The organism is Bacillus multifaciens, assembly GCF_030756675.1.
Lineage (GTDB): Bacteria > Bacillota > Bacilli > Bacillales > Bacillaceae_G > Bacillus_A > Bacillus_A multifaciens.
Map to the genome: position 1 here is coordinate 21,567 of NZ_JAVBXD010000012.1, position 25,774 is coordinate 47,340.

Genomic DNA, 25,774 nt, shown 5'->3' on the forward strand with positions numbered 1-25,774 from the left:
ATATTCATACAAAGAGGTGTAACTTATATTTCAAGTTACACCTCTTTAATAGTTATCGCTTTAATTTTTTCAACAATGGTAGTCGATTAATACGATCACCGAGAATGTCAGAAGCAAGTCCGCTTGTAAATACAAAAGCGAAATAAACGAGTCCTCCAAGGGCACCACATACGACCACAATTAATAATGACTCCATATATGATTGGCCAGGAATTAACCATTTTAATAACGTTTTTGCACCAACTACTACAGCAGACATCGCAGCCGAGTAAATGGTAATAAGTAATATTGTTTTACCAGTCTTTACGATGTTAAACTTTGTATATTTCACAATGCAGTATAACATGATGACATCAGAAACGAGGTAACCAAGTATAGTTCCTAATACAGCGCCGTGCCCACCGAGTAGGTATAGAAGCGGTGTGTTGGCAACAACTTTTACAATAATACCAGCAGTAAAAGCAATCATTGTTTTACGTTGATAATCAATGCCTTGTAAAATTGCAGCTGATACGGTGAAGATCGCACTCATTACAGCGGATGGTGCATACGAGATTAAATATTGTGACCCATCTAATGCTGTATTGTGATCAAAGTATACCATGCGAAATGCATCGTATGCGATGCTCGCAAGCCCAAATGAAGCTGGAATTGTGAAAAATAATAAGACTGTAAAAATCTTTTCAATTTGGTTTTGCAGTTCATCTAATTTACCACCCGTAAAGGACTGTGTAATTGCCGGGATGATTGAAAGTGAAAATCCTGTTGCTAGTGATGCTGGTATCATAATCAACTTTTGAGCATAGTTCGTAATGTAAGCGAACACAGCGTTTGCTTTATCAAGCGGTGTGCCTATTGCTCGCAGTGCATCAGCAACTGTATATTGATCCACTAATGTATAAAGTGGAATGGCAATACCTACAAAGACAATTGGAATTGCATATCGAAGCAGTTCCATATAAATCTTTGTTAAGGAGAATGAAGAAGAGCGTGTTTTTCGTTCTCCTTCTGGCGCACGAAGTCCATTGTATTTTTTCCAGTACATAATGAGCATGGAAACACTGGCAATTGCTCCAATAACAGCGCCAAATGTTGCAACTGCTACAGAAGATGCGACTGATCCGCCCAATAGTTTAGAAACGATAAAGCTTCCAACTAAAATAAAAATAACACGTGCAATTTGTTCCACAACTTGTGAAACAGCACTTGGTTTCATATATTGAAAACCTTGGAAATAACCGCGCGTAACGCTCATTGCTGGCACAATAATAAGTGCAAAGCTTAGTGCACGCATTGTTAATGTTACATCTTCGACGAATCCAGGCTCTGGTGTTTTAGAGCGAATAATTAATTCTGATACGTATGGTGCGCCGAAAAATAAAATTAAGAAACCGAGGAATCCCATAAACATCATTACTTTTAAGCTTGAGATGTATAATTTTTTACTTGTACTGTAATCTCCTAAAGCGTTATATTTGGCAACAAATTTTGAAACGGCGATCGGAATACCTGCCGTTGAAAAACTTAGTAAAATCCCATACCAGGAGTACGCATAAGAATATAAAGCAACTCCTTCGCTCCCAACTAAAGCTTGGAATGGGAAGAAATAAATAAAACCTAAAATACGTGAAATCATTGTCGCACCGCTTAGCAGCGCAGTGCCTTTCAATACTTTTGAAGTAGACAAAATACTTCCTCCTACTCTGGTTGCTTAAGAATCATCTTTTTCTACTATAAACTTGTCTTAGTATTTTATAAAGTAAAATAATCAATTTATTATTACAGAATTTTTACAAAGTGTGTTTGTTTGGGGAATTTTAATAGATGGTTTGGGTATTCGTAATAATACAATCGTTTACAGAACATGAAGATGCAATTAGGAAAAATTTATCATATAATAAGGGTAATTCAAAAGAGATATTAGGGGGTGTGGATATGGCAATTACAATGAAATTGCTAGATACTGCAGCGTCTCATGCAAAGCCAAGTATGGAAAAGGCGATACTTTGTGTGAGGTAGAGATGTAACATACAATCGCCTAAATGGATTTGTATCATTTCTCTTATATTTGGCTTTGCACCTTATTTAAATGAAACATAAAAATAAGGGGCGAGCGGAAATGAAATATGTAAAAGCAGCGACTGTTTTACCTGAACAGTTAATTATAGAAATTCAAAAGTATGTACAAGGTGAAACGATTTATATTCCAAAACAAGAAGATGCTTATCATAAGTGGGGTACACGCTCTGGAGGGAGAAAGCAACTTGATGATCGAAATAAAGCAATTAAATATGCTTTTAAAAACGGAACAGCAATTTGTCAATTAGCTGAAGAATATTTTCTCTCCATTGAAACCATTAAAAAAATCGTGTACTCAAAATAAATAAAGATAAATTGATGGCGCTGCGTACTTTATATAAATATGCAGTGCTTTTTTATGTAGAGTTTGATTCTAAATTATCTTCTGCATTTTATAAAAAAAATTAATCGTATAAAATAAAAAATAGATAAACAATTTTGTATGGAGTGATAGGAATGAATGCTTTTATTAGAAGTGATCAATACAACTTTATAAAATCACAAGCTTATATTTTAGTGAATGGACATGCAACTGCCAATGATAAGGGAGTTATTGCTGCATTGAAATCACTAGCGATAGAAAAAGTACTACATCTGTTTGAGGATCTGACCGATGAACAAAAAGAATTAATGGACATGATTTTGATGATTGACAATAGAGAGGATGCAGAATCATTTTTGCATAAGTTATCGCCATATGTCATACCGTTTCATGAGGTGACTCAGCAGACATTAAAAAAATTATTCCCTAAGGCAAAAAAGCTTAAACTGCCTAAAATGGAAGAAATCAATATGAAAGAAACATCTTACTTAAGTTGGATTGATGCAGGAACAAATAGGAAACTTATTATAATTCGGAATAATAACAAGTTTGTAGGTGTGCAAGGTACATTTCAAAGTATAAATAAAAAAGGGATTTGTTCATTATGCCACAAACATGAAGAAGTGGGAATGTTTCTTGTTGAAATAAAAGGTGATGTACCAGGTACTTTTGTGAAAAAGGGAAACTATATTTGTCGGGATAGTACAGTGTGTAATTGTAACATCACTTCACTCGATAAATTATATGATTTTATTGAGAGAGTGAGAAAATAAGTAATAGATAAAGATGTGAATTGGGAAAAGAAAAAGGACACTGCTATTTGTGTCCTTCTATCCTTATTGTATTATTTCTTTTGCCAGTTTGCTTTAATAAAGTCTTCGCGACCAGACTCTTTCCGTTCTTGTGCATATTTCTCTGGATTCTTTTTATAAAAATGTTGATGATATTCTTCAGCCACGTAAAAGGGGGCAGCTGGGCAAATTTCTGTTACAATTGGGTCTTTAAACATACCGCTGTCTGCTAATGTTAGCTTTGATTTTTCAGCTAGCTCTTTTTGTATTTCATTATGATAAAAAATTGCTGTACGGTAAGATGGACCGCGGTCAAAAAATTGTCCACCGTCATCTGTTGGATCGATTTGTGGCCAATATAAATCTAATAACTTTTGATAAGGAAATATAGTAGGATCAAATGTAATTTGAACGACTTCTAAATGTCCAGATTCCCCCGATTTTACATCTTCATAAGTTGGATTTTCAACATGTCCTCCTGCATAGCCTGAAAGGACTTTGTGTATACCAGCTAGTTCATCGAATGGTTTGACCATACACCAAAAGCAACCGCCCGCAAAAGTTGCAAGTTCATATTGTTTTTCTTCCATCGCAATTAATCCCCCTAAATTGATATGTTTTATCTAGTATCGTATATGTTTTGTATCATCGCAAGAGAAAAGTCAGGAAGAATAAAAAAATTTATTGTGCTCGTTTATTCATAATATCCCCATTTTGATTAATTTGTACATCGTTTGAAATCGATTGTAAATATTGCAGCATGTTTTGTTTTTCTGTACCTTGAAGCGGGGTAATTTGATTATTACGAATCATATAAGGGTTAAATGACATACGGACGTCTTGTCCCTTAAATTTAATTGTTAGTACACCAGTTTCTGCACTATGTCCTTTTACATAATCAGGGAAGAGGAAGTTTCCAAGTGAATATGCAACAGGAACTTTGTTGTAATATTCAAAGCCTTGTAACCAGTGAGGGTGACTTCCAACAATCGCATTTGCACCTGCATCTACTATTTTTTGTACATATTCTTTTTGATAAGCAGCAGGACGATTTGTTTTTTCGACTCCCCAATGCATATACACGATCATATAATCGGCATCTTTCTTTTGTTCTTTAATTGTTTTTGTGACTAGGTTTAAATCGTAACCATTTGCAACCCCAGGTTTATTATCTGTAGCTATCCATGCAGTATCAGGCATAAATCGAACGAAAGAGAGGAATTTGAATTTTTTACCTTTAATTGTAACTTCTCTTGCTGTGTATGCATCTTTTGCATTTTTTCCTGCCCCAATGTACGGAAATCCCATTTTTTCAACATGGGAAATTGTATCCAATAATCCATCTTGATAATAATCGAGTGTATGATTATTTCCAATATTAACAATATCATAGCCTGTATTTTTAATAGCTTTTAGCGTAGAGGGATCACTTTTAATCCAAAATAGTTGGCCAGGATATTTTTTCTCGCGAGTTGTAAACGCAGATTCTAGATTAATAAATGAGTAGTCTGCTTTTTCTATTTCCGGTTTTACATGCTGAAATGGATAATCAGCACCTTTACTTTGAATAACAGGGCGTAATTGCCAATCAAACATTGTATCACCTGAAAATGTAAGGGTAATCTCAGGATCTTCTTTCGGTTTTTTTGTTTGTTCTTTTCCTTTTGCCTTTTCTGTTTGTTTATTTTTTACTCCTGTATTTTGCTCGTTTTTCGTTTCTGAACTTAGCGCATAGTTAATCAATAAAATTATCGGGGTAAAAAGTACAGCTAATACTATAATACGTTTTAGTAATGTTCTTTTGCGAATTTTCATAAGTAGTCCTTTCTTTATAAGGTTAATAGTATGTAACGATATTAATTTTGAAATACATTTAAATATTAATTTTTAGTGATTTAAATAGTAAGGTAACTCGAGAGGTTTCATTAGAGCAATGAGGGTGTTTAATAAACTAGATTTTTATTAATCTATAATTCTACTTATAACTTTATATGAAAATGGATCTTATGGAAAGTAACAAAATTGAAATTTTTAGCAAAGTATCAAAAAATGAAGGAATATTCAATGTCATAATAATAGCTATTTAAAGATGGGGATTGAATTGAAGTCAAATGTTCCATCACCAATATGGCCAAAAGGTATTACTATACGACATTACATACCAGGTGTGGATGATGAGAAGTTGCATCAAGCTTTTAATGAATCCTTTGCAGACCACTGGAATTCGCATCCTTCTACGTTAGAAGAGTTTTTGAAACGTACCGAAAGAGAGGGTTTCCATCCTTCATTATGGTCACTTGCGATGGATGAGGAGGAAGTGGTTGGCTTTATTTTTAGTAAAAAGGATACTGACAATAAAGCTGAAATTACACATATAGGTGTGCGCCGTTCTCATCGTAAACAAGGATTGGGATTGGCACTATTACATCATGTATTTGGTCAATTGCAACAAGAAGGAATTTCAAAAGTTTATCTACATGTAGATTCTGAGAATATTACAGGCGCACCTCGCGTATACGAAACAGCTAGAATGAAAGTGCAGAGTAAATTTGCTCGCTTTGATAAGGAAGTTTCGATTAGAAAATAAAGAAGAAGTCCAGTGATGAAATGCTGGACTTCTTTGACTTTATATGACTATATATGTGTATTTTTATTTTTTGATATATGATTGAAATAGAGTTATGATGTTTATAAAAAAGATGCGATGCTTTATCCCTTTAGGTAATTATATCTAAAGGGGTGTTTTTTATTCTAGAAGTGAAATTATGTCGCTTGGATACCTGTCTTCCTGTAATCCATCGATTTATTTAATTCCTCATGAAAATGAAGGTTGTAAGTGACGTTACGTGATCTATTATAGTTAGGATATAGAATACAAAGAAAGAGGAATGGTGAATGAAGAAAAGCGACATGAATTGGAAGGAGCAAGACCATTGGGGATTAAAAGAATTTTTATTAATGATGCTACTTGAATTTGTATTTGTTATAGGATGCATAAAATTCTTAGTAAAGCCTATTTATTCTCAGTGGTTTGATAATGAGTTATATTCAGGAACTTTAATAGGATTAACAATAGCGATTGTTTTAGCTTTAGGTGTATATTTTATCGTTCTTCGTCCAAAGAAGCTTTCTTGGAGTGAAGTAGGAATCAGGAATCAGGTCATTGTCTATGAAGGATTGGAAAATTATTGTCTTACTAACTATTATATTAATGGTTGGTGATGTAATAGTGATGGCACTTACTAGCTTTATTGGGAATACTTATGAGAACAGCAAAACTGAGGCTATGCAGCAAAACGTAAATTTCTTTACAGTTCTTATTGCCTTTATTTCTGCGGCGGTCATTTCACCAGTATATGAGGAAATATTTTATCGTGGTTTTTTATATCGATGGTTACGTACACGCTTAGGTATGATAGTGGCCATTTTTCTAAGCTCAGTAATCTTTACAATTATCCACATTCCAACTTATAACGCGATGCCTGTAAACTTCTTGAGTGGTATAGTCTTTGCATGGGCGTATGAACGAACCAATTCAATTTTGGCACCAGTCATCATTCATGGTCTAACTAATGGAATTATGGTGCTGCTGACAACGATGGGATAGTAAAAGTTGTTGTCAGCAGGTGAAGTATCCAATGCTACTTTATACATGCTTTTAAAGCATCCTATTTTCACTTTAGATAGTGAACTATATTCAAAATCAACTATCGTGGAGTTTTAGTTGAGTAAAAATAATCAAACTTTTTTATAAAGTACTATACTAATTAATAAGCAAAGAAACCATTTTAATCAAAGTTTTTTCAAAATGGTTTCTTTTTATTTATCATAAATTAAGGGTTTATGAGGTGTTTTTAATCAAACTTTATTCCAAACCTACATCAACACATAAGTCGCTGCTATGCAGAATACAATATGCCCTCGCACTCGCTTACTCCTATTGTTTTAAATATGGCATGTGGTAGGGAAAGGCTCCGACCGTTTCTATGCGCGGCCAAATGCTCTCGCCCCTCTCAAAAGAAAGAGGTGTGTCGGTTTTTACTTTTAAAATTGTAAACAAAGATAACTTAAAGTTCCAAATTCATAGCTTCGATGAATTACTTTTGGCTTTTCATTACCACTTCCCATTGCAATGAATAGAGGAACAAAATGTTCTGCTCTTGGAACGGCTAAACGTGCATGAGGAGCTTCAGATTCCCAGTTAAATAACGCATCTGTGTTGTTGTTTTGGATTTGATCAATGAGCCATTCGTCAAATTCAACAGCCCATTGTTCAGGTGTAGTTTGTTCCCACTTTAACATTCGCAAATTGTGTACGGTAACACCGCTTCCGATGACTAAAATATTTTCTTCCCCAAGTCCTTGAAGGGCTTTTCCAATTTCATATTGTTCTCTCGCAGGTAGGAATGGATTTACTGAGATTTGAACAACGGGTATATCAGCTTTTGGATACATACGGTGCAGAAGTGTCCAAGAACCATGATCTAATCCGCGTGTTGTATCTTTGTGAACTGGAATCCCTTGTTTTTTGAATTTTTCTTCTAACATAGCTGCAATAGATGACGAACCTTTTGCCCTGTATTTTATTTCATATAGTTCAGGAGGAAAACCACCAAAGTCATAAATCGTTTCATATTCATTATTTGAAGAAGAAATAGTTAAAATCTCACTTTCCCAATGAGCCGTAAAAATGACAATTGCCTTTGGTTTATATGTCTCCCCAAGTGTTTGTAAAAAACTTGTATAGTCTGTATCTTGAATGGCTAACATAGGTGACCCATGTGCTAAAAAAAGAGATGGCATCATGTTGATTACCTCCGATAATTTAATTACTTTATATTAGTAACCATATAACTTTATTTTGGTTTCGTCAAGAATGAAGTAAAAGAAATTTAAATATTATGATTTGTAATAAGGAAAGCTTTTACATATAATTTATAGTAAGAAATATGAATGGTGATTCATTTTATGAAGGTGTAGATTTGGATCGTTGAGTAATAGATGAGAGATTTGGGGGGGACATTCAAAATGAATAAACAAGAAAGCTTTATTATGACATCGGATGGATCGGAAATTTATTTATGTAAATGGTTACCAGAAAATAAGCCTCGTGGGGTTGTTCAAATTGCACATGGTATGGCGGAACATGCTGGTGCATATTCAGAATGTATTGAAGCGCTTTTAGATGCTGGATATGGGGTATATGCTCATGATCATCGCGGACATGGAAAAACAGTAAAGCAGGAGGACGATTATGGCCATTTTGAGCCGAATGTGGGCTGGGATCAAGCTATCTCTGACGTAATTTTCGTTTCAGAGCTTATTCAGAAGGAACATACTTGTCCACTTTTCTTATTAGGGCATAGTATGGGTTCTTTCTTATCAAGGCGTGCTGTGCAGATTCGCGGTGAATTATATAATGGATTTCTTATTTCAGGAACAGGAGGGAATCCAGGACTTTTAGGAGTCATCGGTCATAAAGTGGCAACAGTTGAAATGAAACTACGCGGTGCAAAAACGAAAAGCCCGATGCTGAACTTTTTATCATTTGGTAATTTTAATTCGCATTTTAAGCCAAACCGTACGAAATTTGATTGGCTGTCTTCTGATACGAATCAAGTTGATAGATACATAGAGGATTCATTATGTGGATTTATTTGTACAACGAGTTTTTACCGTGAATTATTTAACGGTGTGCTGACTGTGAACAAGCTTGAAGCATTTAAAAAAACACCAAAAGATTTACCTATCTATATTTTTTCGGGAGACCGTGATCCAGTTGGAAATATGGGCAAAGGTGTACAAGAAGTGTATGACATGTATAAAAAATGTGGTGTCAATGACGTAACAATCCGTTTATATGAGAACGGAAGGCACGAAATGCTTCATGAGGTAAACAGACAGGACGTGTTCCAAGATGTGATTTCTTGGTTAGACGAGCATGTAAAATAGTGGTTTGTAACAAATGAAGATTCAACAATTAGGAGTGAGTGGTATTAGCTGTTGTGTTTAACAAAGAATTGTAAACAAGCGATGCCATCATTTCTTAAGCAAAGTGTACCGAGAAAATACAAGATGATTATCAAGAGTAACGATTCTAAGAACTTTCTAAAATATTTGTTTGGCAAATAAAAACAGCGGAATTTACTATGAAAGACTTTATTTTACTGCTCCTTTGATTGAGGATACAATATTATTTCCTCAATCAAAGGAGCAGTTTTTTGGAATAAGTTTTGCTGTAACAATGGAGGTTGAAGTTATGAAAAGGTTAGTAATTATTACAGTAGGTAAAACGCATAGTGGGAAAACTACATTTGCAAGAGCTTTAGAAAAAGAGTTATATAACTCTTTTGTAATGGACCAAGATAACCACGCTGAATTTATAAACACTTATTATAAGAACTTACAACCAAAACAAGGACCTAATACTCTTAAGCATGCTCTTTCAAAGCTAATTGTCGATTATGCCAAAGAACACACTGATTTAAATCTGATTATTTGTAACTCAAATCGAAGTCGAAATGGACGATTGTATTTGCTTGAAGAGTTGTTTAATAAAGATGAATTTGTCCGCATCTTGGTTCATTTTGATATTTCAGATGATGTTCTTCATAAACGAGTTATTCAAAGCGGGCGAAGTACCAATATATTTAGGGGTGCTTATTCTAATTTTGAGGAAGTGCTTGTTCGGCAACAAGCTGAATCCCTAAAAGAAGATGTAATAGATCCAGTAGAAGGTGAAGCAGACCATTTATTTGTAATTAAAGATAGTAAAGAAGTTGATTCTGTTATTAAAGAAGTAGTTCATATTGCTGAATGTTTATGATTATTCTCAGTTCGTTGATAATTATCAAGTGACATTTGAATTTTTGAAGAGCTTGGAGGAAATTCCAAGCTCTTTTTGTGTGTGGATTTACTTGTGAATTAGCTGCTATTTGTACTAAAAAATAGCGTGTTATTTTATATTTTGCACCGTGCAATTAAACCGGTTATTGATATAGATAGATTTCTTTCTTCGAGGAGAGAAAATAATGTTACAATGAAAATTCAGAAATAAAAGAATTTTTGATTCTTTATGTAAGAAGAGAACAAAAGGAGGGAAATCAATGATTGTTAAGGAAGCGCTTTTAAAAGAAGCAAATAAGCTAAGTAACCTTGCATTATCCTCAAAAGCAACTTGGAATTATAGTGAAGAATTTATATTAGCATGTAAGGAAGACTTAACAATTACTCAGCAATATATGAAGGATAATTATGTTTACGTTTTAGAAGAAAACCAGGAATTGATTGGCTTTTTTTCCTTTCAGAGAAAAGAAGTAGACAGCCTTGATTTTTTATATTTAGATCCAGCGTATAAAGGAAAAGGCTATGGCAGAATTCTTTGGGAAAGCGTTGTTCAAAAAGCAGTTGAATTAAACATTAAGAGTTTTACGATCGATAGTGACCCAAATGCGAAAGGGTATTACATAAAAATGGGAGCGAAATTAATAGGAGAAACACCTTCTACTGTTTTTAAAAATCGCCTATTGCCACTTTTTCGTTATGATGTGCAAATTGAATCAGTCTAATCGGATATTTTGAATTCAGTTAGGAGATGCTAAGTTTGACGTATATGGAAATGGAAAAGATGAGAGAGGTTTTATTTCAATCTTGGTCAAAAGAGACAAGTTCAAAATGGACTTTAGATAATCCAGCGAAAGGGCAATGTGGTGTAACATCCTTAGTAGTTCATGATTTCTTTGGAGGAGAGATCATGAAAACGAAAGTTCCTGAAGGTTGGCATTTTTATAACAGAATCAATGGTAAAAGATATGATTTTACAGCATCACAATTTTTAGAAGAAGTTACATATATGGATGTTCCTTCAAATAGTGAAGAAGCATTTGCTGATACAAATGAAATGCAATATGATGCTTTAAAGGAAAAGGTTCGTATCCAAATAAAGGAATAGATTTTATATTAATTTATCTTTTGACTCTTATTGTTAAATAGGTTACTATAACGGTAGTAACTTAGTTAAGAGGTATGATTATTTCTAAAAGAGTCGAGAGGGGAAATATTTGTGAAAACAGCATATGTAAGCGCTACAATCGTGACTTTGAATGAAAAAAATGAAGTGTTAAAAAATGGATATATCATTGTAGAAGATGATCGAATTATAGAGGTACAATCAGGAGAATTACCGAGCGGAAAAGAAGTGGATCAAGTCATTAATCTACATGGAAAGTGGGTATTGCCAGGTTTGGTGAATGCGCATACGCACGTCTTGATGAGCATTTTACGTGGAATAGGTGACGATATGCTCTTAAAGCCATGGCTTGAAACGAGAATTTGGCCGCTTGAAAGTCAATTTACACCAGAGCTTGCTGTTGCTAGCACAGAGCTTGGTTTATTAGAAATGGTGAAAAGCGGAACAACAACATTTTCTGATATGTTTAATCCAATTGGAGTAGATCAAGATTCTATTATGGAAGCTGTTCGTAAAAGTGGCATGCGTGCTGCTGTTTCTCGAACATTATTTAGCTTCGGAACGAAAGAAGATGAAAAGAAGGCAATTCAAGAAGCGGAGAAGTATGTGAAACGTTATTCCAATAAGGATGATATGTTAACTACAATGGTTGCTCCTCATAGTCCATATGCATGTTCTACGGAAATGTTAGAAGAGTGTGCCCGAATTGCAGTGGAAAATAAGACGATGGTTCATATTCATCTTTCCGAAACAGACCGTGAAGTTCAGGACATTGAAGCGCAATATGGAAAACGTCCAGTAGAGTATGTAGCAGATTGTGGATTGTTCAAGAGACCGGCTGTAATTGCCCACGGTGTTGTGTTGAATGATAATGAGCGTACTTTCTTAGCGGAACATGATGTACGTGTTGCTCATAATCCGATTAGTAATTTAAAATTAGGATCGGGTATCGCGAACGTTCGCGCAATGTTAGAGAGCGGCATAAAAGTCGGAATTGCAACAGACAGTGTTGCTTCTAATAACAATTTAGATATGTTTGAAGAAATGCGCATTGCTACTTTATTACAAAAAGGTGTTCATAAAGACGCGACAACATTACCTGTTGAAACACTTCTCACGTTAGCAACAAAAGTAGGAGCAGAGGTAATCGGGATGAGCCAAACAGGTTCATTAGAAGTAGGCAAGTGTGCCGACTTTATTACAATTGATCCATCTAAAAAGCCGCATTTACAACCAGCGGAAGAAGTATTGTCACATCTTGTATACGCAGCGAGCGGCAAAGACGTTTCAGATGTTGTTATTAATGGAAAACATATTGTTTGGAACGGTGAGTGTAAAACGTTAGATGAAGAACGTATTATTTTTGAAGCGAGTCGTTATAAACAAGGCTTGAATATGTAAGTAAAAAGAGAACACTATCCTTTCATTTAATGAAAGGATAGTGTTTTTGTATATATTTGGAAGAATAAAAATTCAGTGAAATGTAACACTTTTATGATAATTATTCTGTTATAATATAAAGCGCTTTATTATTTCATTAAAGGAGCCGATTTATGAAACAACATGAACGACTACTGATAGGAATTATACTTGCCACCTCATTATTGATTTCAGCTTGTAGTAATCATTCGAGTAAATCGAAGGAAGTAAGTGAAAAACAAGTATTAAATGTAACAATCTCAGAAGAAATTCCGTCCTTAGATACGGCAAAATCTATGAATGGTACATCAGCGCATGTCATGCAAAACATATTTGAAGGATTATATGTACTTGATGAGAAAGATAACCCAGTGCCTGGTGTTGCAAAATCTTTTGAGAAAAGTACAGATGGAAAAACATATATATTTCATTTGCGTAAAGATGCAAAATGGTCGAATGGGGATGCTGTAACAGCACATGATTTTGTTTATTCGTGGCAGCGTACAATGAACTCGCAAACGGCATCACAATATGCATATATGTTATTTTGTATAAAAAATGCGGAAATAATAAATAGAGGAGCTTTAGCTGTAGATCAACTAGGTGTAAAAGCGATTGACGATGTTACATTAGAGGTACAGTTGGAGAAACCAACTCCTTACTTCCTCCATTTACTGACACTTCCTATTTATTTACCACAGCACAAATCGTTTGTTGAGGGAAAAGGAAGTAAATATGGATTAGAACCAGAAGATATGATTTACAACGGTCCATTTGTATTATCGGAATGGAAACATGAACAAGAATTTAAGTTGAAGAGAAATGATACATATTGGGATAAAAATAATGTGAAATTAGAAGAAATTAATTTTCATATTGTAAAAGATACAGCGACAGCAGTTAATTTATATGAAACAGGTAGTATTGATCGTACGCCAATTAATTCTTCGTTTGTTGATAAATATAAAGGGAAAAGTGATTTTCATACAACGGAAGATTCTGCTATAGCTATGTTACGATTTAACCAAAAGAATTCTGCACTAGCAAACACAAAATTACGACAATCGCTTTCTATGGCTTTAAATAAAGAAGCAGTAGTAACTCATTTTCTAAACAACGGTGCAACAGCAGCTGAAGGACTTGTACCAGAAGGGTATAAAAATGAAAAAGATGGGAAAGATTTCAGAAAAGAAAATGGTGACCTTTCCGTATATAATGTTGAAAAGGCAAAGAATCTTTGGGAAGATGCGAAAAAAGAGCTTGGTGTCGAACAAATAACACTTGAATTTTTAACGTTTGAACAAGATCAAGCGAAGCAAACGGCAGAATATATAAAAGGAGAACTTGAAAAGAATTTACAAGGATTAACAATAAAAATAAAACCGCAACCATTTAAGCAAAAATTACAACTTGAACAAACAGGACAGTATGATATATCGATGGTTGTATGGGGTCCCGATTACAAAGATCCGATTAGTTATTTAGAATTATTTACGACAGATAATCCAAATAATAAAATGAGTTATTCCAATAAGGGATATGATAGGCTTATAAATAGTGCGAAAAATGATTTTGTATTAGATGAGCAAAAACGCTGGAAAGCTATGCAAGAAGCAGAAAAAATCTTATTACAAGACGCTGCTATAGCACCGCTTTACCATACTGGCTCAGCATACCTTCAAAAGGAATATGTAAAAGGTATTGCAAAACATCAATTTGGCGGTGTTTATACGTATAAACATGCTTATATAGGTGGAAAAGAGAAATAGATAAGAGGTCAAGTAGCTAAGTGCTTTGGAGAAGCCTTAGCTTTTTTTCTTATATATACAAGTTAAAAAAATGACAAAAAACCATTTTTTTAGAGGGAGACGAGAGCATCTTGCCGTGCATAGAAGCGGTCAGGGCTTGTTTTGCACAGCAGCGACTTATATGTTGAGTAAAATAGATTTATATAGTTTAACGTCTAGAATATTTCGAAGTTTTTATGTTTTGAACATGATACTATGAGGATATGGAATATATTTCAAAACTATATAAAAAGAGGCTTGATTATGAAACAACAATCTATATTAGTCGTAGACGATGATAAGGATATTGCTCAAATGATTGAAGTGTACTTGCAGCGAGAAGGTTACAAAGTTGTAAAAACTTACAACGGAGAACAAGCATTACAGTTGTTTTTGAATAACGATATTGAACTGGTTATTCTTGATATTATGATGCCAATTATGGATGGAATTGAAGTGTGCAGGAGAATTCGAGAAAATTATAATATACTTATTATGTTTTTAAGTGCGAAATCAACGGATGTAGATAAAGTCATTGGATTAAGCACAGGGGCAGACGATTATATTGAGAAGCCATTTAGTGTAATTGAGCTGATAGCACGAGTGAAAGCACAGTTAAGAAGATATACGTATTTAAATCAATCTTCAAAACAAGTGCATGAGAAGAAGATACAAATTAGGGGATTAGAAATAGATGAAGCCTCTAGAAAGGTAATGTTATATGGAGAAGATATTAATCTTACAAAGACAGAGTATGAGATTTTGTATCTGATGGTAACACATCCAAACCGCGTATTTACATTAGAAGAAATTTATGAAAGTGTTTGGCGAGAAACTGCCTATGAAAGCAATAATACGGTTATGGTTCATCTAGCAAGATTAAGAGGGAAGATAGACGCGAATTCAAGAGAATCAAAATTTATCCAAAATGTATGGGGAGTAGGATATAAAATTGAGAGCTAAGCTATTTCAAGGGTTAAGAATGAAGTTATTTTTCATTTTTATATGCAGTATTGTATTAGCAACCATATGTATTGTCTTCTTTCAAAGTGCTATTAGTCATGTATATGGAAATATAGCAGAATTAGAGGAGAAATATTCTGTTGTATATTTTGTTATTTTTCTTATCTTCACTTCATTCTTCTTCTGTTTATTATCAAAAAATATGATAACAAGATTAGAACAAATTAATCAAAGTGTGAAAGAAATAAGTAAGGGAAATTTAGATGTACAGATACAGACGAAGAAGAATGATGAAATTGGACAATTAGCAATAAACATTAATAAAATGACAAACGGTTTGAAAGAGTCAATTGAAAAGGAAAAGTTGGCACAAAAGATGAAAAATGAAATGATTAGTAATATTTCTCATGATCTACGGACGCCAGTAACATCGATAATTGGTTATGTTGATTTAATAGAACGTAACCTTGATATGAACAAAGCAAATTGTCAGCAATATGTAGGCGTTGTAAAACGTAAAAGCTTTGAGTTGAAAAATCAAATAGATGATTTACTTGAATATAGTCAAATTAATTATAGAGAAATTCAGTTACATAAAGAAATAGTTTGGATAAAACAAGTAGTAGAACAAGTTATGCTTGATTTTATTCCTAAATTAGAAGCAGTTCAAATGAATTTTCATATAGAGTGTAGTGAAGACTTACAAATAGAAGCAGATATCAGTTTGCTAGTAAGGTTGATGCAAAATGTAATTAGTAACAGCATTTTTTATGGGAAATCTGGAAAGAAAATTGATGTGCAAATTTTTCAGGAAGATAGGAATGTTAAGATAAACATTAAAAATTACGGAAAGAGAATTTTACAAGAAGATCTCCCTTATATATTTGAAAAATTTTATCGGGGTGAAAAGTCACGAAGTGCTAATACTGGTGGAAAAGGGATGGGACTTGCGATTGCTAAAAGCATTGCCAATATTCATAAAGGTGATATTACAGTATGCAGCGATGACAAGGGAACTGTATTTACAATCATTTTACCGCAATCTTCAACAAAACCGTAAGAAAGTTGTAAGTATTTCTTTCAAATGTCGTATTGATTATTTTGTACGATCTTAATATGAGACACTACAAATGGAGGGAATACGATGTGGAAGAAATGGATAATAATCATGTTAATTACAATTTTAGCAGTAGGTTGGGGTTCTGTTTATTTAGCTAAGGGGATTGTTTCTGCTCTAGCTTGGTGGGGGATGCAAGCCTTTAGTTTTGTAGGTTTTATTAGTGTAATGATTTCGTTATGTGTAATGGTAGGTAAATTGTTTTCTAGAAGTAAAATACATAAAACAACCGTTACGATATTTATTCTATCCACAGCAGCAGCTTGGCCGGCATGCTGGTTTGTTGGAATTGGACAAATCGCTTATCCGGTAAATGTTAATTCAGCTACACCGAAAGTAACAATTCGACTTCCATTTAATGAAACTGTTCGAGTAGGGTGGGGAGGAGATCGACTTCAAACAAATTACCATGCTATTGAACCAAATCAACGCTGGGCGTATGATTTTATTGCTCCGCAAAAAGGAGTGACAAATTCACAACTAGAGGATTATGGTATATTCGGAGTGGAGGTAATAGCACCTGCATCAGGAACAGTTATATCAGTAAAAGATTCAGAAGTTGATTTAACACCAGGAAATGATAATTTTCAGTCTATGGTAGGTAATCATATATATATACGCTTGGATGAGACTGGAACATACCTTGTCCTTGCTCACCTAAAACAGGAATCTATCAAAGTGAAAGCAGGACAACACATAGAGGAAGGAACAGTAATTGCTCGAGTTGGCAACTCTGGAAATTCTAGTGAACCACATTTACACATACATCATCAACGGCAAGATCCATCTAAGACGAGTATGTTTCTTTCTGAAGGATTACCGTTATATTTTCGTGATATAGACGGACCATCTATGCCAAAAGGGGGAAATCGTATAGAAGCTGGAAGGGATGTACCGACAGGGGATGTCATTTCTCCAAGTAAAAAAATAATAAATTCATAATTGTATGGTTTGTGTGTATTAGTATCATAGGCAAAAGAATCTTCGGTATTGTACAAAGGTTCTTTTGCCTATAGAGTAAAAATTCAAAGCATAATTGCTAACAAGAAACTGTAAAACGAAAAAGGGGCTATTTTTCGTTTTTACATAAGTGCAGATTTTATTAAACAAAGGAGACCCTACCAGTTCCTACTGATAAGGTCTCCAACCTCTCACTAATTTTTAGAACGTTAACTACGTAAAATGTCTTGAGACCCCATTTCGTTAGCAACTGATAAAGTTATTAACTCATCAACTATGTGTGTTTTCAGAAGTGGTCGGTCAATTGCAGTTTCAGTGATTTCTCGCCAATCAAAGCAGCTACGAATTGTTTGTTTATATTTTCCGTTGCTTAATTCCTGATCTGCATCAATCATACTGTTTACGACCTTCCAATATCGCAAACCTTCAGGAGATGTCTTGTTCCAAGCTCCAGCCATTAGTTTACCAAAATAGTCACGTGCATCAAGTAAAGCATTTTTGAAATCAGTTTCTTTTCCTTGATAACGATGTTCAAATTCTCTTTGAACATCTGGTACTTCTTCAAAGTGAGCATCATAGGCATGTTTTCCTAAATCTTGTGAAATAAGTCCTCTTTCAATCAAGTTATTTTGGAAGATTTCCACCAAAACATCAAAAGCCCCACCAGTAAATGGTTCAGATAAATCATGTGCCTCTCTACCAACATCAGACATTTTCTTATTATTAAAAGCTTTTCGGATTTCACGTGCTTTACTTAATTCTCCCACACGTGATAGCTCGTTAACAGAGAATAAGTTTCCTTTTGTGTTCTTAAGTAGATGATTAAGTACCGAATCAAAATGCATTGAGGAGGTAATTGCAACTATGTCCCCAAACGCCTCATGGTGTCCATGATATTCCTCAGTTTCTTGACTTGTACGTGGCCACCCAATTACAGAGTTTTTAATTGTATGTCCAGTTTCATGAGCCAGTACATCAAAATTTTCACAATATGGGTTACTGTGATCAATGCTACCATCAGGGTTACGTCCGAAGCCAAATTCTAGAAACCCATTTCCAGAGTGAGCATTATCCCATTCTACTCGTGGAATGAGCTCAAGTTTAGGGAAGTCTCTATGGAAAAACCACTGAATAGGGTGTCCAAAGTAATCTTCCCAGATATCTAAGACACGTCTAACCGTAGCAAACATGGTCATTGAGGAAAATGCACGATCATTAGGACTAATGTAATCAAAATGCCCCTGTGCATCAGGTTTTACAGGTGGAAAACGAGGACCTTTGTAAGGAGGACCTTCATTTGCAAATCTGTATTCCCTTTTGTCCTTAGCATCGATTACATACATCTTATCATCTTCTGGACCAGCTTTAATTGAACCTGGTGTTGCGTTAAGATAAACTATTTCTGGTTGTGCAAATCCATCTAATTTTTTATTTTGCGGATAAATAAGGAATCTTGTCCCATTTTGTATTGTATGAGCGTCTAATAATTGAGACATAGAACTCTCCTTTCTAAATTAAATTTCAATCTTTATTTTTAATAAAGCTGTGTTTTTTTATGCACTTCTTCAAAATAGAAAAGGAAAGGGGAAAATCTTGCATTTAAGATTATCGAATGGGCTAAACTAACTAGAATAAATATATTTTTAGTGTGATGTAACAGTTTTGCATTGTAATGAGAATTTTAAAACTATTTTAGTTTAGTGAATTCAACTACATCATGCGAATTTTTGTTTTAATTTTATGATTAGAGTGTATAATACTAAATTTTCCCCCATTGGATTTCCTTTTGAAAGAAAGTGAATGCTAATATTAGTACTTTTTTAAACTGACTAGTCAATGATCTTTTAAAATTTCTTCTTCTGAAAACATTAAATAAGAAATTTTAAACAATAATATAATTGTTCTTAAAATAATTTATTAAACAGGAGGTTATAGAAATGTCTTTAAGAAAAGGATATGGGGTTTTAAAAGGAAGAGTATTTGATACAAAAATGGGAACTTCATCAAATCCCCATTATGAAGTTCATATTAAAGGGGAAAAAGAAGTTGACTATCGTATAGCAATTAACATTGCATCAAAACAAGAACCATCAGAGGTATTATATTTCGTAAGCGAGGATTTTAAATCACAAAATATCAAGATATTACCAACTTTAGAATATGGATATACTCGTATAACAAAGGAAAATCAGAATATAGCTTTAGATTATATAAGGGGAGGATTATTTAATCCCAAAAAAATGATTCCTCTTCCTGCTGAGATCGAAGGCGAAAATAATGATTTAAACGAAAAAATTCAACATTATATAGGTCAAGCACAAGAGAAGGATGCAGTGGTATATGCTTTCGGAGAAAGGTGGGGCCCAGTTTCAGAGGCGGATAAGTACTTTCACTTTTCTCCAGGTAACGGTATACACGATATTCATATGAATCAAGGTAATGTTGGAAGATGGAAAAGCGATGATGGAATTTGGCAAGACGGAGGCATTTTGATTTACTTTGAAGAAGAAAAGAAATGGATAGGAATATTCTTGGCATTTCAATCACAATCTTGGTGTACAGATGAAAATGGACATGCTATAAAGTCAGTAAAAGAATGTAATCACGAGAACACTGATATTCAAGGATAGATTAGTTGTTATTGTAAAAGAGGTCACGTGTAGTACAAAAAAGATAGATAAAACAGAATTCATCTGTTTTTATCTATCTTTTTCTTTTGTTATATGTTGGAACTAATGTGGAATATTGAATGAGTTTATCTTTTCTTCTAATAAAAATGTGTATGATTCTTTTCGATTTTGTAAATAAGGGATTGCTGTCTAAATGTATATATTTATGTATTGTGTTTTGGAGAGAGTTCAACTGTTTAGTGTGATGGCGATTTGGTGCTATCTATAGTTGTCTACATTTCTTTGCATTAAAAACTATACAGTATATGTGGCAAAAGAGATATAATAGGAGATTTTTTGTATAAAAATAGGCATTTTGACGATTCACTTAAAATACACTTGAGCATAGTATTTTGGATAAAGGCTCTTATTTGTTTTGTTCATGTACTAGAAGAGGTGTGTTTAAGTAAATATTTATAAAGAAAATGAAATTTGTGAAAGGAGAGAGTAAAATTGACAAGTTATAAGTCTAATCAAGTTTCTTCAGAGAACAGTATAATAGACTCCTTTATAGAAGGAGTTTATGGCGATATAAAATCTGTGAGTAGACCTAGCGATATGAATGATATTCATGAACCATTGTATCGACAACCGAGCGGTAAATTCTTTGCAAAAATATATGAAAAGGATACAGAAAAGCCTATTAAGGATGCCAAAATCTCAATTTATGAAATGACAGAAGAAGGACAAATTGCGAGACAAAATAATGTTATTACAATAAATACTGATGAATTAGGTGAGACTTCTACGGTTGCTTTACCAGCACCTTCTAAAGAACATACCTTAGACCCTTTAGGTCCTAAGCCGTACTTTGAATATACGATAGCAATTGAAGCGGCTGGTTATGTACCTATAATAGTTCGTGGTACACAAATTTTTGCGGATGTTACGGCGAAACAAACAATGGAATTGATACCTGTTAGTGAGACGGGAGAGCGGCAGTCGGTGGGAGTAATCGATATTCCTGAACATACATTAATTGGGCAATATCCACAGCAGATACAACAGCCGCAAGCGCATTCTACAAGACCAACTGGTAGTTATGATGTTTTTATACCTGAATTTGTTATTGTTCATGATGGGCATCCTAATGCTCCCGCGCCAAGATACAAGGTGAAATTTAAGGAGTATATAAAAAATGTGCTTGCTTCTGAAGTGTATCCTTCGTGGGGAAAGGAAGCACTTCTAGCTAATGCTCTTTGTGTGATGTCTTTTACGTTAAACCGTATATATACAGAATATTATGAAGCGAAAGGATTTACGATTACAGGTATCACACAGTTTGATCATAAATATACTCACGGTAGGAATACTTTTGAAGAAACGGATAATGTAGTAGACGAAATATTTAAACACTATATTGCGAAACCTGGAAAAGTTGAACCGCTTTTTGCACAATATCGTGCTGGTAAGAAGAATCCATGTCCGTATGGGAGTCAACCGGGAATGCTATATCAGTGGGGAACTGCATGTCTGGCAGAGCAAGGGAAGAATTATATGGAAATTTTGAAATATTATTACAAGGATGTGGAAATTCGTTTAGCTGAATTTATACAAGTTATTAAGCCGTTCCCTGGATTTAATTTAAAAGAGGGAGATGAAAAAGAAGCTGTTCGCACAATCCAAATGTATTTATATCACATAAGAAAAAAATACAAATATATTCCAGAAATAAATATAAATGGAATATTCGACATGAATACAATACAAGCAGTAAAAAGCTTTCAGAAAAATTTTAAACTTGCTGAAAATGGAATTGTAGATGAACTAGCTTGGAATAAAATTACTGATATATATGTATATGTGATAAATCTTCCAGGAACTTTTCCAATTCTGCAAGCAGGTAGCAGTGGAGAAAGTGTTAAAATATTGCAAGTTCTGTTAAAAAGATTTGGATTTTATGCAGGAGAGGTCGATGGGGTTTTTGGACTGGGAACTGAGAAATCAGTGAAAGAATTTCAGAAAATTAAGAGCTTTACTGTTACAGGAGTGGTAAGGAAAGAATTATGGAGAGTTCTTGAGGAATTGCAATTTTCTATAAGGGAGTCACGAACTTCTTTACCTAACGTAACCGACAGTTCGATGCCGAATGGGACATATGAAAATGAAAATGAAAATCAACAGAGTCCTTATTTGTTTACAAACTCATCGTCTATACATTCATCTCCTACACCATTTATACCGGATACATCAATATATCAAAAAATATCATATCCTTATTATGGGAATTATTATTATCCTTTTATTCATTACTGATATTATTAAATGTGTGATAGGGGTTGATCAATTAAAATAGTTGTTTAGGAAGGAGGGATTGTATTGATTGGATATGATCCGTATGATCCGTGCTTTTTAAGGAGAGAATATTTGTCTCGTGCTTCGACAGGGAAGTTGATTGTATCCGTTTATGAAATAAATACAGAAAAGCCGATTAAGGGAGCGAAAGTATCCATTCGTAAGCAAGGGGGAAACGAACATATTATTGCCACACTTCAAACGAATGAGATTGGTCAAACTAATGTCGTTTCATTACCAGCTCCCCCTAAAGAATATGCTTCAGATCCTTTAGGACCAAAACCTTATTTTGAGTATATTCTAGCTATTGAAGCTCCTAATTATGGAGTTAAAGTAATTCGAGGTGTACAAATTTTTGCGGATACTACAGCAAAACAAAAAGTCGAACTTACTCCTATCATTCGGGCAGTAGAGCCTCAATCTATAAAAATTATTGATATACCTAAGCATAAATTAACTGAACAATATATAGAACGGCAACTTTACCCGCAGTATTATAGTCCTAGTTGGGTTCCTTCAAATTTCTACAGCAATGTCCAAATACCGGAGTTTATTATAGTACATGATGGTAATCCTCACGCAAAAGCTCCGAGATATAGGGTGACATTTAAAGATTATATAAAAAATGTAGCCGCTTCTGAAATTTATCCCACGTGGCCAAAAGAGGCTATTAAGGCTAACATCGTTTGTATGACATCTTTTGTATTGAATCGTATATATAGAGAGCATTATTTTGTAAGAGGATTTACAATTAGTAGCTCTGCTCAATTTGATCAATCTTATAATCATGGCAAAAATACTTTTGTGGAAATAGATGATATCGTTGATGAGGTATTGAACCAGTATATTGCCAATCCTTACAGTATCGAACCGGTGTTAATTCCGTATTGTAATAGAATAAGGGATTGTCCTATTGGATATTTTAGTAGGTGGGGAAGTAAGCATCTTGCTGATCAAGGAAGAGATTATTTGAGTATTATTAGAGCATATTACCCAATAGCAGAGATTCGTTTGGTGTAATTTGGTATTAATGGAGAAAACCTGAAAGGTATATTTTACGAGATTAAGAATAAAAATCTAAAACATGATCGTTAACAGGAAACGATAAATAGCAAAATAAAAAGAGAATACCCTACAAATCTAATATTTTATATTTGTAGGGTATTCTCTTTTTTAACCAGCAAATGTTTGATACAACAAAAATATATTTAAAGCGATAATTAATGCGGCAATTATCGATGCAAGAGCTGTTGTAAAGCGATGATTGACAAGACCACCCATAATGCTCTTTTTACTTGTAAAGACAATGAGGGGAATTAAGGCAAATGCAATCCCAAATGATAAAACGACTTGACTCATTACGAGCGCATGAGTTGGATTCACACCTAAAGCGATAATAACAAGAGGTGGAACCATTGTAATAAATCGTCGCACATATAAAGGAATGTGCATACGGATAAATCCTTGCATAATAATATCACCGGACATCGTACCAACGGAAGAACTTGATAAACCGGCAGCTAGTAAACCAATTCCGAAAAGAGCTGCTGATGCAGGTCCGACTAAATGCCCAAATTGATGAAAAGCGACATCTAAATCTTCAACATGTAGTCCGTTTTTGAAGAATAGGGAAGCTGCTACAATTAACATACTTGCGTTAATTGCTCCAGCAATGCCCATTGCGATTACAATATCGATAAACTCAAATCGGAAAATTTGCTTTCGCTCTGCCTCTGTCGTTCCTACAACACGCCTCTGTGTTAAAGCAGAATGTAAATAAATTGCATGTGGCATTACAGTTGCGCCTAAAATTCCTGCCGCCAGTAAAATACTATTCACACCTTGAAAGTGAGGAACGAAAAGTCCTGATAGAAGAGGACTTAGTTCTGGCTTTGCGTAAAAGACTTGGACACCAAAGGCAATAACGACGATAAAGACCATCCCAGTAATGACTGCTTCTAGTGGACGAAATCCTCTGCGTTGAAATTCTAGAATAATGAATGATCCTACTGCTGTAATGAGTGCAGCGGGTAGCAATGGAATATTAAATAATAAATTTAATCCTAAAGCAGCACCGATAAACTCAGCAAGGTCTGTTGCCATAATTACTAATTCCCCTTGTATCCATAAACCGACGGAAACAGGTTTTGGAAAATGTTCCCGAGCAACTTCGGGAAGGTTTTTTCCAGTAGCAATTCCTAATTTTGCTGATAAAGATTGAATTAACACGGCCATTAAATTTGAAACAAGGATAACCCAAAGTAGTAAATAACCGTACTGGGATCCTGCTGCAATATTTGTGGCGAAATTCCCTGGATCAATATAAGCAACAGAAGCGATGAAAGCAGGGCCTAAAAAAGGTAATAATCGTTTCAATCCTTTTGTTTCCCCGCTTAAAGCTAATTGTGCCGATTGCATCGTCCTATTATTTGGCGGAAGGTGTTCTCGTTCTTTTGTGTTTTCTGTCATGTTTTGTTTCCCCTTTTGCTCGTTAACTTGATGCAATTTGTTCTATTTTCTTAATACAAATACGTAAATTATATTTCTTTTATTTGAACATAAATTTTTCCTTTGTGCAAATTATATTACATTAGGAAAAAAAGTGTTAGATTATTTATGTATATAATGATGAATCAAATATTTAGGAAGAATGAAAGAATAGAGTGTTCTGCCATGAACGTTTGCATGTATTAAGATAAAAGGTGCCTTTTGAGGTCAGCCCCTTTATTAATTTGTTTCCATGTTTTCTCTTTATTAGTAGTAAGAAATACATTTGTCTTAGTCCTAGCAAATACTATTTCAGCTGGAGTTTGAGGGTTTTGTGAAATATATATGATTTGATCTTTAGAATCTCAAGAGGGATGTAATAGCTAAACTGTTGATTAGAAATTTCTGCAAATGTTTAGTTTCCTTTCTAATATACGATTAACGCCCTAAGTATAATAGATGATTATCAAGAAATTATGGAGAAGTAAAAAGGAGCGTTAATCGTTTGTAAGTACTATTGTTTATGTATATGTTGCTCATGTTGTGAAGAATTTGGTGAAGTATGCTCTGGGAATGTTATGAAAACGGTTAGAAGAATTCCGATGCTAACTGAAAGAAAAAATAGAAATCGGCGGTGAATATAAGAAGAATAAGTTTCTGATAGGAATTGAATAATACATGACGTAGTAATAGTAATTGTGAGCAAGATGCTAGTGAGAAGTATACTGTGTGCTTGTTGCGCATTTAACATTTTCGTCATCATAGCCCCCATCATACCTGCCATCAATCCGGAGAACATGCCTTCTAAAGCAGAATATAGATGAAAGCGAAGCCCGATTGGTTCAACTAATAATCAGTGGAGGATGAAGAAAACCCCCACTGATTAAAGTTTCACTTTATATACATTTTCTTTGAA

21 protein-coding genes and 4 pseudogenes are annotated in these 25,774 nt (G+C 34.2%); 17 read left to right on the plus strand and 8 right to left on the minus strand.

Going from position 1 to position 25,774, the window contains the following annotated elements; translation table 11 throughout:
* Positions 1–52: 52 nt before the first annotated feature.
* Positions 53–1,687: a putative polysaccharide biosynthesis protein gene (locus tag Q9306_RS09960; RefSeq protein WP_306197844.1), complete on the minus strand. Its 1,635-nt coding sequence runs from the start codon at positions 1,685–1,687 to the stop codon at positions 53–55.
* A 137-nt stretch (positions 1,688–1,824) separates the two neighbouring features.
* On the opposite strand from Q9306_RS09960, the gene Q9306_RS09965 reads away from it, so the two are divergent.
* From Q9306_RS09965 to Q9306_RS09975, 3 genes are all read left to right on the plus strand, one after another.
* Complete coding sequence (locus tag Q9306_RS09965; RefSeq protein WP_306197846.1) at positions 1,825–2,019, plus strand: hypothetical protein; 195 nt, start codon at positions 1,825–1,827, stop codon at positions 2,017–2,019.
* A 100-nt stretch (positions 2,020–2,119) separates the two neighbouring features.
* Positions 2,120–2,383, plus strand: a complete 264-nt coding sequence (locus tag Q9306_RS09970; protein ID WP_306197848.1) for a CD3324 family protein — start codon at positions 2,120–2,122, stop codon at positions 2,381–2,383.
* 152 nt (positions 2,384–2,535) lie between these two features.
* Entirely contained in the window at positions 2,536–3,174 is a 639-nt protein-coding gene (locus tag Q9306_RS09975; protein WP_306197850.1) for a FusB/FusC family EF-G-binding protein, read from the plus strand.
* Between the two features lie 71 nt (positions 3,175–3,245).
* On the opposite strand, the gene msrA is transcribed toward Q9306_RS09975, so the two are convergent.
* Positions 3,246–3,782: a peptide-methionine (S)-S-oxide reductase MsrA gene (gene msrA / locus Q9306_RS09980; protein WP_306197852.1), complete on the minus strand. Its 537-nt coding sequence runs from the start codon at positions 3,780–3,782 to the stop codon at positions 3,246–3,248.
* 91 nt (positions 3,783–3,873) lie between these two features.
* A complete protein-coding gene (locus tag Q9306_RS09985; protein ID WP_306197854.1) occupies positions 3,874–5,007 on the minus strand; it encodes a CapA family protein in 1,134 nt (377 codons plus the stop codon).
* A 274-nt stretch (positions 5,008–5,281) separates the two neighbouring features.
* Between Q9306_RS09985 and Q9306_RS09990 the strand changes: the two are divergent.
* Positions 5,282–5,795 (plus strand): annotated as a pseudogene (locus Q9306_RS09990) (GNAT family N-acetyltransferase); the annotation flags it as partial.
* A gap of 292 nt (positions 5,796–6,087) precedes the next feature.
* Positions 6,088–6,799, plus strand: a pseudogene (locus tag Q9306_RS09995) (CPBP family intramembrane glutamic endopeptidase).
* Positions 6,800–7,236: 437 nt separating this feature from the next.
* Here Q9306_RS09995 and Q9306_RS10000 read toward each other — a convergent pair.
* A complete protein-coding gene (locus Q9306_RS10000; protein ID WP_306197856.1) occupies positions 7,237–7,998 on the minus strand; it encodes a DODA-type extradiol aromatic ring-opening family dioxygenase in 762 nt (253 codons plus the stop codon).
* Between the two features lie 222 nt (positions 7,999–8,220).
* On the opposite strand from Q9306_RS10000, the gene Q9306_RS10005 reads away from it, so the two are divergent.
* The 9 genes from Q9306_RS10005 to Q9306_RS10045 all read left to right on the plus strand — a co-directional run bounded on the left by Q9306_RS10005 (position 8,221) and on the right by Q9306_RS10045 (position 17,389).
* Positions 8,221–9,144, plus strand: coding sequence for an alpha/beta fold hydrolase (locus Q9306_RS10005; protein ID WP_306197858.1), 924 nt, complete (start codon positions 8,221–8,223; stop codon positions 9,142–9,144).
* Positions 9,145–9,451: 307 nt separating this feature from the next.
* The gene (locus tag Q9306_RS10010) at positions 9,452–10,018 is read left to right on the plus strand and encodes an AAA family ATPase (RefSeq protein ID WP_306197861.1); all 567 of its coding nucleotides are present in this window, start codon (positions 9,452–9,454) and stop codon (positions 10,016–10,018) included.
* Between the two features lie 280 nt (positions 10,019–10,298).
* Positions 10,299–10,760, plus strand: coding sequence for a GNAT family N-acetyltransferase (locus Q9306_RS10015; protein ID WP_306197863.1), 462 nt, complete (start codon positions 10,299–10,301; stop codon positions 10,758–10,760).
* A gap of 44 nt (positions 10,761–10,804) precedes the next feature.
* Complete coding sequence (locus tag Q9306_RS10020; RefSeq protein ID WP_371932370.1) at positions 10,805–11,143, plus strand: YunG family protein; 339 nt, start codon at positions 10,805–10,807, stop codon at positions 11,141–11,143.
* Between the two features lie 111 nt (positions 11,144–11,254).
* Positions 11,255–12,562, plus strand: coding sequence for a bifunctional S-methyl-5'-thioadenosine deaminase/S-adenosylhomocysteine deaminase (locus tag Q9306_RS10025; RefSeq protein WP_306197868.1), 1,308 nt, complete (start codon positions 11,255–11,257; stop codon positions 12,560–12,562).
* 152 nt (positions 12,563–12,714) lie between these two features.
* The gene (locus tag Q9306_RS10030; protein WP_306197870.1) at positions 12,715–14,349 is read left to right on the plus strand and encodes a peptide ABC transporter substrate-binding protein; all 1,635 of its coding nucleotides are present in this window, start codon (positions 12,715–12,717) and stop codon (positions 14,347–14,349) included.
* Positions 14,350–14,631: 282 nt separating this feature from the next.
* Positions 14,632–15,330: a response regulator transcription factor gene (locus Q9306_RS10035; RefSeq protein ID WP_306197872.1), complete on the plus strand. Its 699-nt coding sequence runs from the start codon at positions 14,632–14,634 to the stop codon at positions 15,328–15,330.
* Between the two features lie 19 nt (positions 15,331–15,349).
* Positions 15,350–16,390 carry a sensor histidine kinase gene (locus tag Q9306_RS10040; protein WP_306197874.1) on the plus strand — a complete coding sequence of 347 codons (1,041 nt, stop codon included), beginning with the start codon at positions 15,350–15,352 and terminating at the stop codon, positions 16,388–16,390.
* A gap of 84 nt (positions 16,391–16,474) precedes the next feature.
* Positions 16,475–17,389: a M23 family metallopeptidase gene (locus tag Q9306_RS10045; RefSeq protein WP_306197876.1), complete on the plus strand. Its 915-nt coding sequence runs from the start codon at positions 16,475–16,477 to the stop codon at positions 17,387–17,389.
* Positions 17,390–17,616: 227 nt separating this feature from the next.
* Here Q9306_RS10045 and Q9306_RS10050 read toward each other — a convergent pair whose 3' ends face one another.
* Complete coding sequence (locus Q9306_RS10050) at positions 17,617–18,903, minus strand: gluzincin family metallopeptidase (RefSeq protein ID WP_306197878.1); 1,287 nt, start codon at positions 18,901–18,903, stop codon at positions 17,617–17,619.
* A 441-nt stretch (positions 18,904–19,344) separates the two neighbouring features.
* Here Q9306_RS10050 and Q9306_RS10055 point away from each other — a divergent pair, with 441 nt between their 5' ends.
* From Q9306_RS10055 to Q9306_RS10065, 3 genes are all read left to right on the plus strand, one after another.
* Complete coding sequence (locus Q9306_RS10055) at positions 19,345–20,037, plus strand: YukJ family protein (protein ID WP_306197880.1); 693 nt, start codon at positions 19,345–19,347, stop codon at positions 20,035–20,037.
* A 597-nt stretch (positions 20,038–20,634) separates the two neighbouring features.
* Positions 20,635–22,332, plus strand: a complete 1,698-nt coding sequence (locus Q9306_RS10060) for a peptidoglycan-binding protein (RefSeq protein ID WP_306197996.1) — start codon at positions 20,635–20,637, stop codon at positions 22,330–22,332.
* Positions 22,333–22,395: 63 nt separating this feature from the next.
* Positions 22,396–23,391 (plus strand): SpoIID/LytB domain-containing protein, encoded by a 996-nt coding sequence (locus Q9306_RS10065; RefSeq protein ID WP_306197882.1) that lies wholly within the window; start codon positions 22,396–22,398, stop codon positions 23,389–23,391.
* A 153-nt stretch (positions 23,392–23,544) separates the two neighbouring features.
* Here Q9306_RS10065 and Q9306_RS10070 read toward each other — a convergent pair whose 3' ends face one another.
* From Q9306_RS10070 to Q9306_RS10080, 3 genes and pseudogenes are all read right to left on the minus strand, one after another.
* Positions 23,545–24,840 carry an Nramp family divalent metal transporter gene (locus tag Q9306_RS10070; RefSeq protein WP_306197883.1) on the minus strand — a complete coding sequence of 432 codons (1,296 nt, stop codon included), beginning with the start codon at positions 24,838–24,840 and terminating at the stop codon, positions 23,545–23,547.
* Between the two features lie 221 nt (positions 24,841–25,061).
* Positions 25,062–25,223: pseudogene (locus Q9306_RS10075) on the minus strand (F510_1955 family glycosylhydrolase); the annotation flags it as partial.
* Positions 25,224–25,372: 149 nt separating this feature from the next.
* Positions 25,373–25,696 (minus strand): annotated as a pseudogene (locus tag Q9306_RS10080) (hypothetical protein); the annotation flags it as partial.
* Positions 25,697–25,774 lie beyond the last annotated feature (78 nt).

Excerpts from the sequence above, each read along its gene's own strand:
- Q9306_RS09965 (WP_306197846.1), top strand. The coding sequence starts at position 1,825 with ATGGTTTGGGTATTCGTAATAATACAATCGTTTACAGAACATGAAGAT.
- Q9306_RS09970 (WP_306197848.1), top strand. The coding sequence starts at position 2,120 with ATGAAATATGTAAAAGCAGCGACTGTTTTACCTGAACAGTTAATTATA.
- Q9306_RS09975 (WP_306197850.1), top strand. The coding sequence starts at position 2,536 with ATGAATGCTTTTATTAGAAGTGATCAATACAACTTTATAAAATCACAA.
- msrA (WP_306197852.1), bottom strand. The coding sequence starts at position 3,782 with ATGGAAGAAAAACAATATGAACTTGCAACTTTTGCGGGCGGTTGCTTT.
- Q9306_RS09985 (WP_306197854.1), bottom strand. The coding sequence starts at position 5,007 with ATGAAAATTCGCAAAAGAACATTACTAAAACGTATTATAGTATTAGCT.
- Q9306_RS10000 (WP_306197856.1), bottom strand. The coding sequence starts at position 7,998 with ATGATGCCATCTCTTTTTTTAGCACATGGGTCACCTATGTTAGCCATT.
- Q9306_RS10005 (WP_306197858.1), top strand. The coding sequence starts at position 8,221 with ATGAATAAACAAGAAAGCTTTATTATGACATCGGATGGATCGGAAATT.
- Q9306_RS10010 (WP_306197861.1), top strand. The coding sequence starts at position 9,452 with ATGAAAAGGTTAGTAATTATTACAGTAGGTAAAACGCATAGTGGGAAA.
- Q9306_RS10015 (WP_306197863.1), top strand. The coding sequence starts at position 10,299 with ATGATTGTTAAGGAAGCGCTTTTAAAAGAAGCAAATAAGCTAAGTAAC.
- Q9306_RS10020 (WP_371932370.1), top strand. The coding sequence starts at position 10,805 with ATGGAAATGGAAAAGATGAGAGAGGTTTTATTTCAATCTTGGTCAAAA.
- Q9306_RS10030 (WP_306197870.1), top strand. The coding sequence starts at position 12,715 with ATGAAACAACATGAACGACTACTGATAGGAATTATACTTGCCACCTCA.
- Q9306_RS10035 (WP_306197872.1), top strand. The coding sequence starts at position 14,632 with ATGAAACAACAATCTATATTAGTCGTAGACGATGATAAGGATATTGCT.
- Q9306_RS10040 (WP_306197874.1), top strand. The coding sequence starts at position 15,350 with ATGAAGTTATTTTTCATTTTTATATGCAGTATTGTATTAGCAACCATA.
- Q9306_RS10045 (WP_306197876.1), top strand. The coding sequence starts at position 16,475 with ATGTGGAAGAAATGGATAATAATCATGTTAATTACAATTTTAGCAGTA.
- Q9306_RS10050 (WP_306197878.1), bottom strand. The coding sequence starts at position 18,903 with ATGTCTCAATTATTAGACGCTCATACAATACAAAATGGGACAAGATTC.
- Q9306_RS10055 (WP_306197880.1), top strand. The coding sequence starts at position 19,345 with ATGTCTTTAAGAAAAGGATATGGGGTTTTAAAAGGAAGAGTATTTGAT.
- Q9306_RS10060 (WP_306197996.1), top strand. The coding sequence starts at position 20,635 with ATGAATGATATTCATGAACCATTGTATCGACAACCGAGCGGTAAATTC.
- Q9306_RS10070 (WP_306197883.1), bottom strand. The coding sequence starts at position 24,840 with ATGACAGAAAACACAAAAGAACGAGAACACCTTCCGCCAAATAATAGG.